This window comes from Clostridium sp. UMB9555A (genome assembly GCF_030222355.1).
Lineage (GTDB): Bacteria > Bacillota > Clostridia > Clostridiales > Clostridiaceae > Sarcina > Sarcina perfringens.
On the sequence record NZ_JASORQ010000016.1, the window covers coordinates 1 to 18,413 of the forward strand.

Here is an 18,413-nt window from a genome sequence, read left to right on the forward strand (position 1 = left end):
TGGGGGTATAGCTCAGTTGGGAGAGCACCTGCCTTGCACGCAGGGGGTCAGGAGTTCGAATCTCCTTACCTCCACCATTAAAGCTATGAACAAAGTTCATAGCTTTTTTATTTTGTAAATAAGAGTATCTTTCTATCTAAGATATTAATAATAGTATATTTAGGATCAATGTAATTACTATTTATAATTAAATTCATAGTGCTTATTTAGCAAAGCCTTAAGATATTGTTGTAATTTTAGAGTCATTTTTAAAAGATGACTCTAATTTTTGTATTTATTATAATATTACAGATGCTAAAAAGCTCATAGTATAAGGAAAGAATAAAAAGTTTAATGTAATTAAGTATATATTTGAACAATAATTAAGTAAATATATGTAAACTGAGTTTAAAGTATTTTTACAAAAAATAATGCATAAATACTTATATTTTATAGAAAATAATCATGTTTTTATTTATAATTATTTATGAAAGTTAAATTTTGATTATTGTTATAAGTTTTATATTAAGAGAATCTAAGGGCTAGTAATAAGTTCAAAATAAAGTAATAAGATAATATTCTATAAGTAGCATTTTATTTATATATACTTTAAATTATACTTATTAAAATAATTTTTAAACTTTAGTGATTTAAAGTTATAGAGTTATTTTTATTAGAGTTTCTTTAAATAATTAAAGTTCTATTTATGTTAATTTACATAGAACTTATATTACAATGAGCAAAGTAAGAGATTTAAAAATTTTAATTGGGGTTATATACTATATAAAATTATTAAAGTAGTACAAACTAATTTTTATATAGTAAAAATTAATGTTTTGGATTTATTCGCTTTTAGGAGGATTAAAAATGGGAAAACCTAAATTAAAAAAGGAAATAGGATTGTTTACTGCTACAGCTTTGGTTGTTGGTAACATGATGGGATCTGGGATATTTATGCTTCCAGCTAGTTTAGCAGGTGTATCTGGTCCTGGTTCTACTATACTGGCGTGGCTATTAACAGGATTAGGCTCTTTGGTATTAGCATTAACATTTGCTAACTTAGGTTCAAAGATTCCTAAGACAGGAGGAACTTATGAATACTCTAGATTAGCTTACGGAAATTTTATGGGATTCATGACTGCATGGCTTTATTGGAATGGATCTTGGATTGGAAATGCCACTATTTTTATAGTTATTACTACTTATTTAGGTGAAGTTGTAACAAGTTTAACTAATTCACCAATAACAGGCTTCTTATTCTGTACGTCTATTTTATGGATTTGTACATATATAAATATAAGAGGAACAAAGTTAGCAGGTAGAGTAACTTCAGTAATAACTGTTTTTAAAGTTTTATTATTTATATTCTTCATAGTTGTTGGATTAATTTACTTTGATCCTTCAAACTTAACACCAATGTTTCCTCAAGGGAAAGGTATTTCAACTGTTCCTGTGGCAGCTTCCTTAACTTTATGGGCATTTATGGGCTTAGAAACTGCATCTGTAGCAGGAGGAGAAATAAAAGATCCTGAAAAGAACGTTAAGAGAAGTACTATACTTGGTATGTTAATTAGTACTGTTTTATATATATTAATAAGTGTTGTGGCTATGGGAGCTATGAGTCAAAGTGAATTAGCTTCAAGTACTGCTCCTATTTCTGATATAATAGTTAAAGTTTTAAATTTAAAGAGCTTAAACTTCTTAAATATAGCGATAGCTATTAGTATTTTAGGAACTGCTATGGGATGGTTATTATCAACTGCTAGAGTAGGATATGCTGCTGGAGAGGACGGAATTTTCCCTAGTGTATTTGCTAAAGTACATCCTAAGTATAATACACCATATGTAGCATTAATAATAGGTAGTATATTTATCAATATTATATTCTTAATGAACTTTACTAAGGGATTAGCAGGAGCATATAGCTTTATAGTTGTATTAGCTACTTTAAGTTACTTACCAATATATGCGATTTCAACTATTGCAGAAATAATACTTATGATTAGAGAAGATAAAAAACCTACATTTAGAAAACATTTAGGTTTAATAATAAGATGTTTAATAGGTTTTGCTTTTGCGATTTGGGCAATATATGCTTCAGGAGCTGAAATAGTAATGTATGGATTTATTTTAATATTACTAGGAGTTCCTATTTATGGTTATATGAGCATAAAAAAACACTTCCGATAAATTGAATTTTGATATTTAACAAATTTGTTATGTAATATTAGTTAATTTATTATATAATAAATATAAGTTTTGAAATTGGGGTTATATTATTTATGGTACAGAAATTTGCGTGGGGAGTGTATTGGGATGGCAAAAGTAGAAGCTTTAGAAGAGGAATTAGTTGAATTAAAACTTAAAAAAAGAAATTTCATTTTAGCCAATAAAGATACAAAAGAGATTGATAATCTTATAAAAAATTTAGAAGAAGAAATTATGAGAATTAAATCAAATAATTGATATTCAGTAGCTATGAAAGAGAACTTACTCTTTCATAGCTTTTTTTGTTTAATAAAAAAGAAAGTGTTCTCAAATAAACCTTTAAAGTTAGAGTAGGGAAAGCTGACCAAGAGTGATGGGTCAGGTTATTATGTAAGAAAAATATTATTTTATTATATAAAATTATTTAACGATATGAAATTTTTAAATATTGTTTTGGTAAAAAAATACATTTAATATATTAATGGGTTTATTTTTTAGAAGATTACTTTAAAATAATTTAATTAAATAATTAAGTTTGAATTTGTATAAATAATATTTTTATTTATATCTTAAGAAGGGCAAGGAGATTTGTGATGACTTTAGTAGAGGTAAAAGATGAGAAATTAGAGATAAAACCTTTTGGGTTGAGAAAAGAAAAATATAAAACACAATTAAAAAATAAAATCTTTAATGAAGATGATTTATATTTATTTCATGAAGGGCGAAATTATAATGCTTATAATTTTATGGGAGCTCATTTTACTAGTGAAAATAGAAAACGAGGGGTAAGATTTACCCTTTGGGCTCCAAGGGCAAAGAATATTTTTTTAGTTGGAGATTTTTCAAACTGGGAGACAAAAGAAGAAAATAAACTTGAGAGAATAAATGAAACAGGGATTTGGAGCATTTTTATACCTAGATTAAAAGAGGGGATTAAGTATAAGTATTATATTGAACAAGAAGATGGAAAAGCAGTATTAAAGGCTGATCCTTATGGAATTTATTCAGAGGTAAGACCTAATACTGCTTCTATTTTATGCGAAAAAACTAAAATAAGATGGTCAGATAAGAAGTGGTTAAATAAAAGGGAAGAAACTAATTATTTTAAAAGTCCTATTAATATATATGAATTACATCTAGGCTCATGGAAAAGGAAAGAAGAGGATGAGTTTTTATCTTATGATGAACTGAGCATAATTTTACCTAAGTATGTTAAGGAAATGGGATATACTCATGTTGAATTTATGCCATTAAATGAGCATCCATTAGATACCTCTTGGGGGTATCAAGTTACAGGATATTATTCAGTAACAAGTAGATATGGAGATATTAAAGGATTAAAGAGGTTAATAAATGCTCTTCATAAGGAGGATATAGTAGTTATTTTAGATTGGGTACCAGGTCATTTTTGTAAGGATGAACAAGGATTATATATGTTTGATGGTACACCAACTTATGAATATGAGGAAAAGTGGAAAGCTGATAATAAGGGTTGGGGAACTTTTAATTTTGATTTGGGAAAGCCAGAAGTAAAAAGCTTTTTAATTTCTAATGCTTTTTACTTTATAAATGAATTTCATATAGATGGATTAAGGGTTGATGCTGTTTCTAATATGCTTTACTTAAATTATGGAAGAAATCATGGAGAATGGGTTCCTAATATATATGGAGGAAATGAAAATTTAGAAGCTATTCAATTTATAAAAGAGCTTAATGAGGCTATAAAAACTTATAGCAAAGGGGTAATTACAATTGCAGAAGAATCAACATCTTGGCCTAATGTGACTAATGATACTGAATATGGTGGCTTAGGATTTGATTTTAAATGGAACATGGGCTGGATGAATGACACTCTAGAATATAATGAGTTAGATCCTATATATAGAAAGTATCATCATAATAAATTAACTTTCCCTATGATGTACAATCATTCAGAAAAGTTTATATTACCTATATCTCATGATGAAGTTGTTCATGGGAAAAAATCTCTTATAGATAAAATGCAGGGAGATTATTGGAATAAGTTTGCTAATTTAAGAGCGTATATGGCATATATGTATGGTCATCCAGGTAAAAAACTTATGTTTATGGGATGTGAATTTGGTCAGTTCATAGAATGGAGAGAATATGAAGAGCTTGAGTGGAAGTTAATTGATAAGTTTGATATGCATAGAAAAACTCATAATTTCTTTAAGGATTTAAATAACTTTTATAAAAATAATTCTGAGCTTTGGGAATTAGATTATGATCAAGATGGATTTCAATGGATTGATGCTGATAATAATGAACAAAGCATATATATTTTTATAAGAAAAAGTAAAAATATAGAAAAGTATAAAATATTTGTATGCAATTTTACTCCAATGGTTTATTATGATTTTAATATAGGAGTTCCTGAAAAGGGAGTTTATAGAGAAATTTTCAATACAGATAAGGAAGAGTATGGTGGTTCTGGACAAGTTATTAAAGAGAATTTATTCTCAAGAAAAGGTTGGTGCCATAATCAGCCATATACTTTAACTATAAAGGTTCCGCCAATGGCAGCTTCTGTTTTTGAAAGAATAATTGAAGAAAATAAAACAGAAGAAAAGATAGTAAAAGAAGATAAATATATTTAATAAAAGATAAAAGGGAAGATATTTTATTTGGAGGGGTTTAAATTGATAAAAGTTTTATTTGCAACATCAGAGGCAAATCCATTTATAAAAACTGGGGGACTAGGTGATGTAATGGGAGCATTACCTAAGGAGCTTAAAAGAAAGGGAATAGATGCTAGAGTAATTTTGCCTAAATATAGTGCTATAAAAGGAGAACTTTTAGAGAAGCTTAGTTTTAAAAAATGGTTTATGGTTCCTGTTGGTTGGAGAAATCAATATTGTGGAGTATATCAGTGTGAATATGATGAAGTTATATATTATTTATTAGATAGTGAGTTTTATTTCCACAGAAATGGTTTATATGGAGAAGGTGATGATGGAGAGAGATTTGCTTTCTTTGATAGAGCAGTTTTAGAAACTTTAAAAGAGATTGATTGGTGTCCAGATATTATTCATTGTAATGATTGGCAAACAGGAATGATACCAGTACTTCATAAATTAGAGTATTCTAAAGATCTATTTTATAAGAATATTAAGACTGTGACTTCAATTCATAATCTTTTATTCCAAGGTAATTTTTCAGCAGATGTTTTACCAGAACTTTTTGGTTATGATTATGAACCAGTGAGAAATGGAAGTTTAGAGTTTTATGGTGGAATGAGTTTTATGAAGGGAGCTATAAATTATAGTGATAGGATTTTAACTGTAAGTGAAACTTATGCCAAGGAAATTCAAACTCCTTACTTTGGAGAAAATTTAGATGGCTTATTAAGAGAAAGAGGATATGCACTAAAAGGAATAGTAAATGGTATAGATTATGATGAATTTAATCCTAGTAAGGATAGTTTAATAGCTAAAAATTTCTCAGTGGAAAATATAGAAGATAAAGTGTTAAATAAATTAGCTCTTCAAAAGGAATTAGGGTTACCTATAAATCCAGATATACCTATGATAAGCATTGTATCTAGGCTTACAAATCAAAAGGGATGCGACTTAATAGTTAATATAGCAAATAGATTACTTCAAAGAAATGTGCAATTAGTTATATTAGGAACAGGTGATTATAATTATGAAAATCACTTTAAGGGATTGCAAGAGCTTTATCCAACTAAGGTATCTGCAAATATAAAGTTTGATAATGGATTAGCTCATAGAATATATGCATCTTCAGATATTTTCTTAATGCCATCATTATTTGAGCCTTGTGGACTAGGACAACTTATAGCATTAAGATATGGAGCTATTCCAATAGTTAGAGAAACAGGTGGATTAAAGGACACAATTCATTCCTATAACAAATATACTGGAATAGGAAATGGCTTTAGTTTCACAAATTATAATCATAATGATTTAATGTATGTTATTGAATTAGCTTTAGAAACATATGATGATAAAGAGATTTGGAAATCATTAATTATCCAAGCAATGGATTCAGATAATAGTTGGAATAAGTCAGCAGAAAAATATAAGGAATTATATGAAGAATTAATCAAGTAGTTTTAATCAAGTTTGTAGGAGGCGAGTAGATGCTATCTATAAATAAGGAGGGTTTTAAGAGAGATTATAAAAAAAAGTTCTTAGAACTTCATGGTATAGAACTTGAAGAGGGAAAAAACTTTCATAAGTATGAGGCTCTTGGATGTTTAGTTAGAGATTATATTGCGGAAGACTGGATAAATACTAAAAAGAAATATGAGAGTTCAAATCAGAAACAAGTTTATTATTTCTCTATGGAGTTTTTATTAGGAAGACTTTTAGGAGATGCCTTACTAAACTTAGGTATAAGAGAAACGTGTAGGGAAGCTTTAAAGGAATTAAATATTGACTTAGAAGAACTAGAAGAGTTTGAAAGTGATCAGGGGTTAGGTAATGGTGGATTAGGTAGATTAGCAGCATGCTTTCTAGATTCAATGGCTTCTTTAAATATAGCTGGACATGGATGTGGTATAAGATATAAATATGGGTTTTTTAATCAAAAAATAATTGATGGATCACAGGTAGAAACTCCAGATAGTTGGCTTAAGAACGGAAATGTATGGGAATTTAAAAAACTAGATAAATCAGAAGTTGTTAAGTTTGGTGGAAATATTAAGTGTGAAAACATAAATGGTAGATTAACTTTTACCCATGTAAATTATGAGCCAATTTTAGCAGTTCCTTATGATACCCCTATTGTTGGATATGAAAATAATGTGGTAAATAATTTAAGGTTATGGAGTGCAGAGCCAGTAGATAATGAATTCGATTTTTGTTATTTCAATAGAGGGCAATATTTAAAGGCTATAGAATACAGAAATTCTATTGAAGCTATATCACAGGTCTTATATCCAGATGACTCAATGTATGAAGGGAAACTTCTTAGATTAAAACAGCAATATTTCTTTGTATCAGCAGGACTACAAAGTATAGTTAGACATTATAAGAAAAATGGTGGAAAAATAGAAGAGTTTGATGAATATATTGCTATTCATATAAATGATACCCATCCAACCTTAGCAATACCAGAGCTTATGAGAATTTTATTAGATGAAGAGGGACTTTCATGGGAAAGTGCCATGAGAATAACTACAAATACAATATCATATACAAATCATACTATTTTATCTGAAGCCTTAGAGAAATGGCCAATAAATATGTTTAAGGAGCTTCTTCCTAGAATATATATGATAGTTGAAGAGATGAATGAAAGATACTGTGCTGAACTTTGGCATAAGTATATTGGTCAATGGGATAAGATTTCTAAGATGGCTATAATAGGAGATGGCTTTGTTAGAATGGCTAATCTTGCAATAGTAGGTAGCCACAGTGTAAATGGTGTAGCAAAATTACACACAGAAATACTTAAGAAAAAAGAGATGAGTGATTTTTATTATCTTTATCCAAGTAAATTTAATAATAAAACTAATGGAATAGCACATAGAAGATGGCTTCTAAAAAGCAATCCTGAACTTACTAATCTTTTAAAAGAAACAATAGGAGACAGCTTTATAAAACATCCTACAGATATGGAGAACTTTGAGAGGTATATTGATGATGAGTATGTTTTGAAAAGGCTAGGAGAAATAAAAAGGAAAAATAAAGAGAATTTAGCTAAGGTAATTTTTGATAATCAGGGAATTAAAGTTGATTCAAATTCAATTTTTGATGTACAAGTTAAGAGAATACATGCATATAAGCGTCAAACTTTGAATTGTTTGAGAATAATGGAACTTTATAATAGGTTGTTAGAAAATCCAAATTTAGATATAGCTCCAAGAACTTTTATATTTGCAGGGAAAGCTGCACCTGCATACTATTTAGCTAAGAATACTATTGAATTAATAAATGCTGTTGCAAAGAAAATAAATAATGATAAAAGAATTAATGATAAAATCAAAGTAGTTTTCTTAGAAAATTATAGAGTTTCTCTTGCAGAAAAGATAATTCCAGCTACAGACTTAAGTGAACAAATCTCAACTACAACTAAGGAAGCTTCAGGTACTTCTAATATGAAGTTTATGATGAATGGCGCTGTTACTATAGCTACCTTAGATGGAGCTAATATAGAAATAAGAGATGAAGTTGGAGACGACAATATTGTTATTTTTGGATTAACAGAAAATGAAGTTCTTGATTATTACTCTAGAGGTGGATATTCAGCTTGGGATGTAAGAAATAATGATAATAGGTTAATTAGAGTTACAGATGATTTAATAAATGGAGTTTACTCTAAGGATAGAGACAAGTTTAGAAGTGTATATGATAATTTATTAACCTATAATGATGAATTTTTTGTATTAAAGGATTTTGATTCATATTTGAAAGCTCAAGATAAGGTAGATTTGCTTTATAGAAATAATAAAGAGTGGCAGAGAAAATGTGGAGTAAATATAGCACATTCAGGTATATTTTCTTCAGATAGAACTATAGCTGAGTATGCTACAGGAATATGGGGTTCGAAAGTTATATACAAAAACTTATAGAAATTTATAACAAAGTATAATCCACAAAGCACTTATATTAATACTATATATTAATATAAGTGCTTTGTTTTATTTAATAAAGAAAGGGGTATTGCCATGGGAAAAGCTTATATTTATCATGATTCTCAAGATACCTTTTATAGGGAACCTTTTGGAGCTGTTTCTATAGGTTCTAAGGTAAGTCTAAGCTTAGAGTGCAAAGAGTGTGGGGAAGTTTTTATAGAGGTAATAAAGTTTGATGGAAGTAGATATTCAATACCTATGACAATTGAAGAGAGAAGAAATGAATGCATAATTTATAAAGGAATAATAGACACTACAAACTCCTTAGGAGTAATAAATTATTACTTTAAATACATTAAAGATGGATTTACTAAGTATTATGGAAATAATGATGAATGTTTAGGGGGAGAGGGAAAGATATATTATGATTTTCCTAATTATTATCAAATAACAGTTTATGAGGATAATAAAATTCCTAGTTGGTATAAAGAAGGTATTATTTATCAGATATTTGTTGATAGATTTTTTAATGGGAATAAGGATAGCGTGATATTTAATAAAAAGAAAAATAGCTTTATATATGGTAATTGGTATGATGAGCCAATGTATATAAGAGATAGTAATGGAAGTATTAAACGGTGGGATTTTTATGGAGGTAATTTAAGGGGAGTAATTGAAAAATTAGATTATATAAAATCTTTAGGGGTAAATATTATATACATGAATCCAATCTTTGATGCTGTGAGTTGTCATAAATATGATACTGGAGATTATGAAAATATAGATAAGATGTATGGAACTAACAATGATTTTAAGGAGCTATGCAAAAAAGCTGAGGAAAAAGGTATAAGGATAATATTAGATGGTGTTTTTAGTCATACAGGATCAGATAGTAGGTACTTTAATAAATACGGAAACTATGGAGAGCTTGGAGCCTATGAATCTAAATACTCTAAATATTATAAGTGGTATAGGTTTTATGATTATCCTAATAGTTATGAATGTTGGTGGGGTTTTGAAAATCAGCCTAATGTAGAGGAGTTAGAAAAGACATATTCAGATTATATAGTTAATAGTAAAAATTCAATAATAGCAAAGTGGCTTAGATTAGGAGCAAGTGGTTGGAGGCTAGATGTAGCAGATGAACTACCAGATGAATTCATACAAATGATTAAGGAAAGGATGAAAAGTGAAAAAGAAGATAGTGTGCTTATAGGAGAGGTTTGGGAAGATGCTTCAAATAAGGTTAGCTATTCAAAAAGAAGAAAATATTTATTAGGAAATGAATTAGATTCAGTAACAAATTATCCTTATAGAGATATAATTTCTAATTTTTTAAATGAAGAAATAAGTTCGCAGGATTTTTATAAAGTAATAATGAGCATAAAAGAAAATTATCCTCGGGAAAATTTTTATGCAAATATGAATCTTTTAGGTAACCATGACACAGAAAGAATACTTACAGTATTAAAAGAAAATTTAAATAAATTAAAATTGGCTATATGCCTTCAAATGACTTTACCTGGAGTTCCTCTAATTTATTATGGAGATGAGGCTGGACTTTTAGGAAATAAAGATCCTGAAAATAGAAAGACCTATCCTTGGGGACGAGAAAATAAGGAAATATTAAGTTATTATAGCTTTTTCGGGAACTTTAGAAAGAATGAAGAGGTTTTAAGAAAGGGAGATTTTTATATTTTTAAGGATACACCTGAGGATGTTATTGCTTTTAAGAGAGTTTATAAAGAGAAAGAAATGATAATTATAGTAAATAGGAGTAATTCTAGAAAAACCATAACCTTAGATAGCGAGAAAGGAAGATATAAAGATAAATTTTCTAAGGAAGAATTTTATGGTGATGGTAGTATTACTTTAGAAGTAGAAGGAGAAAGTTATAAAATTTTAACTAATTAGAGGTATTTTCTAAGTGAAAAAATCATATTAATCCAATATATGGAGGTGGATAATATGATAAGAACAATAGTATGCCAAAGAGAAGGATGCAATGGAAATGCTTTTTATATAAATAGTCATGATGGTGAAATGAGTGTTGTATGTAAGGAGTGTAATAGTGAGTATAAATATGAAACTGAGAATAATTCACTTTTGATGTTATCTACTTGCTCAAACTGTAATAATGATACTTTTAAGGTCTTTAAAGATACTGAGAGCAATAATATATATGCAAAATGTATTGTTTGTGGTAATCCACCAGAAAATATTTTTATTGATGCTGATGGGAATCAAGTATCTTATGAATCTAAAATTTTAAATGATATAAAGGACATGGTTTATAGAGTTGAGCAAAGAATAAGCAATCTTGAGAGAGAAGTTGAGAGTTTAGGAAGTGGTCAAGTATTGATAGAGCAATCTATGGCATATATAAATCAATTTTTATCAGAAAATAAATAAAGTATTAAATCTATTTGGGTACTAGAAGGGTTTCTAGTACTCTTTGTTATTAAAAAAAATAATAAAATTTGAGGTAATTTAAGAATATTGTTTTAAATTATTTAATTAATTTAAAATAATTATTTTTTAAGATTAAATTTATTATAAATTAATTTTAATAACTATTAAATTTAAAGTTAAATTATGTTATAATTTTAATATCCATTTAATGGTATATAAGGGGTAAATTGGAGGGGAGATTTGTGTCAAAAAAAGAGATAGTTGCAATGATATTAGCTGGAGGTCAAGGATCGAGATTAGGAGTGTTAACTAAGAATTTGGCTAAGCCAGCAGTTCCTTTTGGGGGAAAGTATAGAATAATAGATTTTCCTTTAAGTAACTGTTCTAATTCAGGTATATATACTGTTGGTGTTTTAACACAGTATAAGCCTTTAAAATTAAATGAACATATTGGTATTGGTGATACATGGGATTTAGATAGAAGAGATGGAGGGGTAAGTATGTTGCCTCCATATCAAAAAGAAAAAGGTGGAGATTGGTATAAGGGTACTGCCAATGCAATCTATCAGAATATTGAATTCATAGAAAGATATGATCCAGAATATGTTCTTATCTTATCAGGAGATCATATTTATAAAATGGATTATGATAAAATGCTAGAAATGCATAAACAGAAAGAAGCTGATGCTACTATAGCAGTAATAAATGTTCCTATGCATGAGGCAAGTAGATTTGGAATAATGAATACAAATGAAGATTTATCAATATATGAATTTGAGGAAAAGCCAGAGCATCCAAAGAGTACAAATGCTTCAATGGGAATATATATTTTTAATTGGAAAGTTTTAAAGAAATTTTTAGAAGAAGATGAATTAGATCCAAATTCAAGTAATGATTTTGGAAAAAATATAATTCCTAAAATGCTTAATGCAGGTAAAAGGCTTATAGCTTATCCATTTAAGGGTTATTGGAAAGATGTTGGAACCATAGAAAGTTTATGGGAAGCTAATATGGATTTATTAAAGCATGAGGATGAATTAAGTCTTTATGATAGTGAATGGAGAATTTATTCAGCTAATCCTGTTAGACCTGCTCAATTTATTGGAAAAGATGCAGAAATAAAGTCTTCATTAACTGTTGAAGGATGTATAGTACATGGTAAGGTAGAAAATTCAGTTTTATTCCAAGGGGTTTATGTAGGAAAGGGAGCTGTAATTAAAGATGCAGTAATAATGCCAAATACAAGAATTGAGGATGAAGTTGTAATAGAAAAAGCGATTATAGGTAGTGAAGCTATTGTTGGTAAAGGATGCAAAATAGGCGATGGAAATAAAATTTCAGTTATAGCATCTAAAGAGGTTGTAGTAGGCAATAAAGAAATAATAGAAGAATGTGCTATGGTGAAGTAAGAAGAGGTATATGAGAGGGGTAATAGTTCATGAATAATTGCATAGGTATAATAAATTTAGATGAGAATGAAAGCAGAATTGGAGAATTAGCAAAAAATAGGCCTTTAGCAGCAGTACCTATAGCGGGAAGATATAGAATAATTGATTTTATACTTTCTAATATGACTAATGCAGGAATAGAATCTTTAGGTATTTTAAGTAAAAATAAATCTCGTTCATTAGTAGATCACTTAACTAATGGAAGACCATGGGATTTACACAGAAAAAGAGATGGATTAAGAGTATTTAACTTTGGTGAAAGAGATCCTTATTATGACGATATAACTAATCTTTATGAGAATTTAGATTTTTTAACTAAAAGTAGAAGAGAATATGTTATCATGTCACCATCATATATGATTTGTAATATAGATTTAAAAGAAGCTTTAGAATATCACAAGAAAAATGACAATGATATTACAGTAATATATAAAAAAGTTAAAGATGCAGATTCTAATTTTATTGATTGTGATGTTTTAAATTTTGATGAAAGTGGTTTTATAAAAAGTATAGGAAAAAACTTAGGTAGAGAAGAAGAAAGTAATATAAGCATGGAAATGTATATATTAAGAACAGATCTTCTTATAGAAATAATATATGAATGTATAAGAAGAGGTTCACATAGAAAATTCAAGAGTTATTTAAGTGAATTCTTAGATGAAATGAAGGTTAGTGGATTTGAATTTAAAGGTTATTTAAGCTGTGTTAATTCACTAAAATCTTATTATAAGGCTAATATGGATTTATTAGAAGAGAAGGTTTATAAGGAATTATTTATAGATAATAATCCTATATATACTAAATCTAGAGATGAAGGACCAACCCATTATACTAAAAATAGTGAAGTAACTAATTCAATAATAGCAAATGGTTCTTATATTGAAGGGAAAGTTGAAAACAGTATAATTGGAAGAAGAGTTTATGTAGGACCAGAGGCGGTTATTAAAAATTGTATTATAATGCAAGAAACTGTTATAGGTGAAAATGCTCAGTTAGATAAAATAATAACAGATAAGGCAGCAGTAATAAGAGATGATGAGAAAATAGTAGGTCTTGAATACTGTCCTATGGTTTTAAGCAAACCTAATATAATATAAACTTGAAATAAATCATAGCATCCTTTAAATTTAATTTATACAAAAGGAGAAGAGGAGATGCTATGGAGAATAAAAGAAAAAGAATAATTGCATGGAGTTTAATGATATTATGGATGGCTTTTATATTTTTTATGTCTAGCCAGCCAGGAGAGGTTTCTTCTAAACAAAGTAATTTTGTAGTTATTTTACTTGATATGTTTGGAATGGACTTAAATAGTCGTTTCGGTGAATTATCAACTTATATTATAAGAAAGGGAGCACACTTTACTGAATATATGATACTTTATTTCTTAGCTTTTAATCTTTTAAGATTATATATAACTAGAAAGAAGGCATATATATATTCCTTAATTATAGTATTTGGATATGCTTGTAGCGATGAATTCCACCAATTATTTGTAGAGGGAAGAAGTGGACAGTTTAAAGATGTTCTTATAGATACATCAGGAGGAATTTTTGGAAGTTTATTAGCTATTTTAAAAAGTAAAATTTTCTCTAATAAAGCTTAAAATGAAAAAAACATTAAAATATATATATTTTAAATACAAAAATGGCCTGTATCAAAATAACTTTTAACAAAACTTACAAACAGTATTAAGAGAAAACTTGTAATTCTCGGAATATGTTTGTAAGTTTTATTATTCTAATATAGCGCCTTTTTCTAATTAATAATTTTTTATAATAATGCTGAGAAAATTCTAGTAACTCCCTCTATAAACTTGTCAAACTTAGTTGATTTTTCATATTCTTCAATTTTAAAATGTCTACACTTAAGTAAATCTTCAAAAAACAGAGCATCTAACTTACATGTTATTTCCTTATCATATATAACAGTATTTATCTCATAATTAAGCTCAAAACTACGTATATCCATATTAGCTGTTCCTAGAGTGCATATTTTCCCATCTATTGTCATTGTTTTAGAATGTATGAAAGAACTTTTATCATAAAAATAAACTTCAATTCCGCAATCCATAAGTTCAGCTAAATAACTTTTAGATGCCTTATTTACCATAAAGTGATCTGATTTTTCAGGAAAAATAATCTTTACGTCAACTCCACTTAAAGAAGCTATTCTAAGAGCTTCTATTATACTTGATGGAGGTACAAAATAAGGAGTAGTTATATAAATATTTTCCCTTGCAGTCATAATCATTTTTAAAATGCTCTGCATTATTGCAGGAAATATTGAATCAGGTCCGCTTTTAACTAACTGCATTAAAACTCTTTCCTTAGCAACTGTATTTTCAGGAAAATATTTATCAAATTCCTTATCATAAAAAGTATAGCTATTATTAGCTTTTTCTATGGTTATGAAGTCATCTAGGAAAACTGCTTGCAGTGCTAAAACAAAATCACCTTTAATCATTAGGTGGGTATCTCTCCAATAACCAAACTTTTTGTTTCTCCCTAAATATTCATCTCCTATATTAATACCACCTAAAAAACCAACTTGACCATCTATAACAACTATTTTTCTATGATTTCTATAGTTGATTTGAGTATTTATTACTTTAAGAAGGGGTGCTAAGAAGTAAGAGTACATAACAACTGAGACCCCTGCTTTTTTTAAATCTTTAATGTAGCTTCTTTTTAAGCTGCTTGAACCAACTTTATCAATAATAAATCTAACCTTAACTCCTTCTAGAGCTTTCTTTATTAATATATCTTTAATTTCATTGCCTATTTCATCACTATTTACTATATAGTACTCAAGATGAATATGGTGCTTAGCCTTAAGAAGTTCCTCTTTTAAATCTTTAAACTTTTCAACACCATCTTTATATATCTTTATATCATTATTCACAAAGATAGGAGAATCACTGTTAAAAGCTAAAAGCTCCATTAAAGGAACATATTGTTTTTCAGGATATTCATCTAAAATAGGACTTATTAAGTCGTTAATTTTAGGATTGATTCTATCATTAAGTTTATGTCTTTTCCAGTTACGTCCTAAGAATATATAAAGTATTAATCCTATAGGAGGCAATAGGGTTAGTATTAGTAACCATGCTATTGTTTTTTCTGGTTGTTTTCTTTCTAGTACTACAATTATGACAGACAAGATTACATTAATTATAAATGCTATGTATAAAAATGTTGTTGTATAGTTTATAATAATCCCTCCCTCATAAATAAAACACTAAATCTTATTGTAACATTAATTATCTCAATAACTAATACTTTCTAAACAGTTTTATATAAAAATATATTATCAAAATGTAATTATAAATTATATAAAATATAATAATCTACATATTTATTATTAAAAGTATGAAATCAATATAGTATAAATAAAATTTAGATGGTTCATATAAAGAAGATAAAATTTGCTTTAGACTAATAGTTTTGTTTCTCTTTAACAAGATAGAGTGAGAAAATTATCAAAAATATAACTAAAATATTAATATTGTGTTATATAAATGTGATTATATTGAAATTTTAATAACAAATGATATAATAAATTAAGATAATAATAAAAATGAGTTGTTATTGTTGGGGATTTATAAACAAAAATCGATAACTATTAATAAAAGGGGGGCATATAAATATGAAAGCTATAAAAGAAGTAAATCAGAAAAAGGGCGGAATTTTAGGTTTCATAGAAACAGTAGGTAATAGATTGCCACATCCAGCTACTATATTCGTAATATTATGTGCTGGTGTAGTAATTTTATCTCATGTTTTAGCATCAAAGGGTGTATCTGTTACTTATGAAGGAATAGATAGAGCTACAAATGAAATTAAAGAGATAACGGTTTCGGTTCAAAGTTTGTTAACTCCAGATGGAATAAGATATATTTTTGAATCATTAATAACTAATTTTACAAGCTTTGCTGCTTTAGGTACAGTTTTAGTTGCAATGTTAGGGGTTGGGGTTGCAGAAGGAACTGGACTTATAGGAACAGCATTAAGAAGATTAGTGTTAAAAACTCCAAAGAGTTTAGTTACAATGGTTGTTGTATTTGCGGGAGTTATGTCAAGTATAGCTTCTGACGCTGGTTACGTTGTTCTTGTACCATTAGGTGCAGTAATATTTATGAGTTGTGGAAGACATCCACTAGCAGGTATAGCTGCAGCATTTGCAGGGGTATCAGGTGGATTTAGTGCAAATCTTTTCCCAGGACCTGTTGATGCTTTATTAGCAGGTATGACTACAGAGGGTGCTCATATGTTTGATCCATCATATTCAGCATCACCAGTAGGAAACTGGTACTTTATAATGGCTTCAACAGTTGTAATAACTTTAATAGGAACTTTAGTTACTGAGAAGATAGTTGAACCTAGATTAGGTAAATATAGAGGAGAACTAATAGCTGGTGATGAAGACGCTATGAAACCTCTTGATAAAAAAGAAAAAAGAGGATTAAAGTTTGCAGGTTTATTTGCTTTAGTAGGAATTATTTTAATAGGAGCTTTAGTTGTTCCAGCTAACGGTATATTAAGAAATCCTGAAACAGGAGAAATATTAAGTTCACCATTTATGAACTCAATAGTTGTTTCTATAGCATTTGTATTCTTACTAGCAGGTGTTGGATATGGAATAGGTGAAGGAAAAATAAAGAGCGATAAAGATATAATTGGTGAAATGGGTAAAACAATGTCTACAATGGGCTCATATATAGTATTAGTATTCTTTGCGGCTCAATTTGTAGCTTACTTTGGAAAAACTAATTTAGGTACTGTAATCGCAGTTAAGGGAGCTGACTTCTTAAAGGCAACAGGAATTCAAGGTATTCCTTTATTAGTAGGATTCATACTTGTAACAGCATTTATAAACTTATTCATGGGATCAGCTTCAGCTAAATGGGCTATAATGGCTCCAATATTTGTTCCAATGCTTATGGGAGTTAATATAAGTCCAGAAATGACTCAAATGGCATACAGAATAGGTGACTCAACAACAAATATTATATCTCCACTTATGACTTACTTTGCATTAATAGTATCATTTAGTGAGAAGTATGATGAAGAGTCTGGAATAGGAACAATGATATCAACAATGGTTCCATATTCAGTTTGCTTGTTAATAGGATGGACAATCTTATTAATGGTTTGGTATGTATTTAAATTACCTTTAGGACCTGGAGCTGGAATAGTTATATAATAGAATAAAAAGTTATGTATAGTATATATAATATAGAGAAGATTTTTATTAGCGGGAGTAATTTACTCTCGCTAATTTTTTTATTAAAGAATATGCCTTAAATTATTACAACTTTTAAAATGTAAATAGTAATATAGTTTATCTTAGTTAATATAAGCTATATAAAACTATTTTTTATGAAGAGATAGGGAGAATAAGCATATTAATATTCTAATTAAAAAAGTTTATTAAAGAAATTATTTTTAAAATAAGTATATTTGGAATTAAATTGAATTAAAATAAGGCACACAAAACCAGGCGTATCAATATATAATAAATAAAGTATTTTGATGAAAAATAGAGAAATTTAGGATTAATTTTATGATTTGGTATAATATAATAAGAGAGAAGTGTGTTTAACATGGTAAGATAAATCTCGTCGCTGAGAGACACAGAAACAACTCAACAAAATAAATTAAAAGTTTTGAAAAAAAGTTGTTGACAAAGTTTCGAAGTGATGTTAAACTAAGAAAGTCGCTTGAGGGCGACGAAGAAATGGTCTTTGAAAATTAAACAGAAGATATTAACATAAACCAGCAATTCTTTTATAAGTAATATGA

At 28.3% G+C, this 18,413-nt stretch carries 12 protein-coding genes and 1 tRNA gene; 12 read left to right on the plus strand and 1 reads right to left on the minus strand.

The genetic code is table 11. From position 1 onward, the window contains the following. Position 1 precedes the first annotated feature (1 nt). The 11 genes from QP548_RS16345 to QP548_RS16395 all read left to right on the plus strand — a co-directional run bounded on the left by QP548_RS16345 (position 2) and on the right by QP548_RS16395 (position 14,215). Positions 2-77, plus strand: a tRNA-Ala gene (locus tag QP548_RS16345). Positions 78-846: 769 nt separating this feature from the next. Further along, a complete protein-coding gene (locus tag QP548_RS16350) occupies positions 847-2,169 on the plus strand; it encodes an APC family permease (protein ID WP_061426056.1) in 1,323 nt (440 codons plus the stop codon). Positions 2,170-2,295: 126 nt separating this feature from the next. Beyond that, positions 2,296-2,445 carry a hypothetical protein gene (locus QP548_RS16355; RefSeq protein WP_003454132.1) on the plus strand — a complete coding sequence of 50 codons (150 nt, stop codon included), beginning with the start codon at positions 2,296-2,298 and terminating at the stop codon, positions 2,443-2,445. 335 nt (positions 2,446-2,780) lie between these two features. Then, the gene (gene glgB / locus QP548_RS16360; RefSeq protein ID WP_075807981.1) at positions 2,781-4,805 is read left to right on the plus strand and encodes a 1,4-alpha-glucan branching protein GlgB; all 2,025 of its coding nucleotides are present in this window, start codon (positions 2,781-2,783) and stop codon (positions 4,803-4,805) included. Between the two features lie 45 nt (positions 4,806-4,850). Next, positions 4,851-6,281 carry a glycogen synthase GlgA gene (gene glgA / locus QP548_RS16365; protein WP_061429404.1) on the plus strand — a complete coding sequence of 477 codons (1,431 nt, stop codon included), beginning with the start codon at positions 4,851-4,853 and terminating at the stop codon, positions 6,279-6,281. 29 nt (positions 6,282-6,310) lie between these two features. Next, complete coding sequence (locus QP548_RS16370; RefSeq protein ID WP_061426057.1) at positions 6,311-8,746, plus strand: glycogen/starch/alpha-glucan phosphorylase; 2,436 nt, start codon at positions 6,311-6,313, stop codon at positions 8,744-8,746. Between the two features lie 96 nt (positions 8,747-8,842). Beyond that, on the plus strand, positions 8,843-10,663 hold the full coding sequence (locus tag QP548_RS16375; RefSeq protein WP_061426058.1) for a glycoside hydrolase family 13 protein: 1,821 nt from the start codon (positions 8,843-8,845) through the stop codon (positions 10,661-10,663). Positions 10,664-10,717: 54 nt separating this feature from the next. After that, positions 10,718-11,161, plus strand: coding sequence for a hypothetical protein (locus QP548_RS16380; RefSeq protein ID WP_003454134.1), 444 nt, complete (start codon positions 10,718-10,720; stop codon positions 11,159-11,161). 242 nt (positions 11,162-11,403) lie between these two features. Then, the gene (locus QP548_RS16385; RefSeq protein WP_061426059.1) at positions 11,404-12,570 is read left to right on the plus strand and encodes a glucose-1-phosphate adenylyltransferase; all 1,167 of its coding nucleotides are present in this window, start codon (positions 11,404-11,406) and stop codon (positions 12,568-12,570) included. 29 nt (positions 12,571-12,599) lie between these two features. After that, positions 12,600-13,706 carry a glucose-1-phosphate adenylyltransferase subunit GlgD gene (glgD, locus tag QP548_RS16390; RefSeq protein ID WP_061426060.1) on the plus strand — a complete coding sequence of 369 codons (1,107 nt, stop codon included), beginning with the start codon at positions 12,600-12,602 and terminating at the stop codon, positions 13,704-13,706. Positions 13,707-13,768: 62 nt separating this feature from the next. Next, on the plus strand, positions 13,769-14,215 hold the full coding sequence (locus QP548_RS16395) for a VanZ family protein (RefSeq protein WP_061426061.1): 447 nt from the start codon (positions 13,769-13,771) through the stop codon (positions 14,213-14,215). A gap of 167 nt (positions 14,216-14,382) precedes the next feature. On the opposite strand, the gene cls is transcribed toward QP548_RS16395, so the two are convergent. Further along, positions 14,383-15,825: a cardiolipin synthase gene (gene cls, locus QP548_RS16400; protein WP_236907362.1), complete on the minus strand. Its 1,443-nt coding sequence runs from the start codon at positions 15,823-15,825 to the stop codon at positions 14,383-14,385. A gap of 432 nt (positions 15,826-16,257) precedes the next feature. Here cls and QP548_RS16405 point away from each other — a divergent pair, with 432 nt between their 5' ends. Further along, positions 16,258-17,814 carry an AbgT family transporter gene (locus QP548_RS16405; RefSeq protein ID WP_061426063.1) on the plus strand — a complete coding sequence of 519 codons (1,557 nt, stop codon included), beginning with the start codon at positions 16,258-16,260 and terminating at the stop codon, positions 17,812-17,814. The last annotated feature ends 599 nt before the right edge of the window (positions 17,815-18,413 follow it).

Excerpts from the sequence above, each read along its gene's own strand:
- QP548_RS16350 (WP_061426056.1), top strand. The coding sequence starts at position 847 with ATGGGAAAACCTAAATTAAAAAAGGAAATAGGATTGTTTACTGCTACA.
- QP548_RS16355 (WP_003454132.1), top strand. The coding sequence starts at position 2,296 with ATGGCAAAAGTAGAAGCTTTAGAAGAGGAATTAGTTGAATTAAAACTT.
- glgB (WP_075807981.1), top strand. The coding sequence starts at position 2,781 with ATGACTTTAGTAGAGGTAAAAGATGAGAAATTAGAGATAAAACCTTTT.
- QP548_RS16370 (WP_061426057.1), top strand. The coding sequence starts at position 6,311 with ATGCTATCTATAAATAAGGAGGGTTTTAAGAGAGATTATAAAAAAAAG.
- QP548_RS16375 (WP_061426058.1), top strand. The coding sequence starts at position 8,843 with ATGGGAAAAGCTTATATTTATCATGATTCTCAAGATACCTTTTATAGG.
- QP548_RS16380 (WP_003454134.1), top strand. The coding sequence starts at position 10,718 with ATGATAAGAACAATAGTATGCCAAAGAGAAGGATGCAATGGAAATGCT.
- glgD (WP_061426060.1), top strand. The coding sequence starts at position 12,600 with ATGAATAATTGCATAGGTATAATAAATTTAGATGAGAATGAAAGCAGA.
- QP548_RS16395 (WP_061426061.1), top strand. The coding sequence starts at position 13,769 with ATGGAGAATAAAAGAAAAAGAATAATTGCATGGAGTTTAATGATATTA.
- QP548_RS16405 (WP_061426063.1), top strand. The coding sequence starts at position 16,258 with ATGAAAGCTATAAAAGAAGTAAATCAGAAAAAGGGCGGAATTTTAGGT.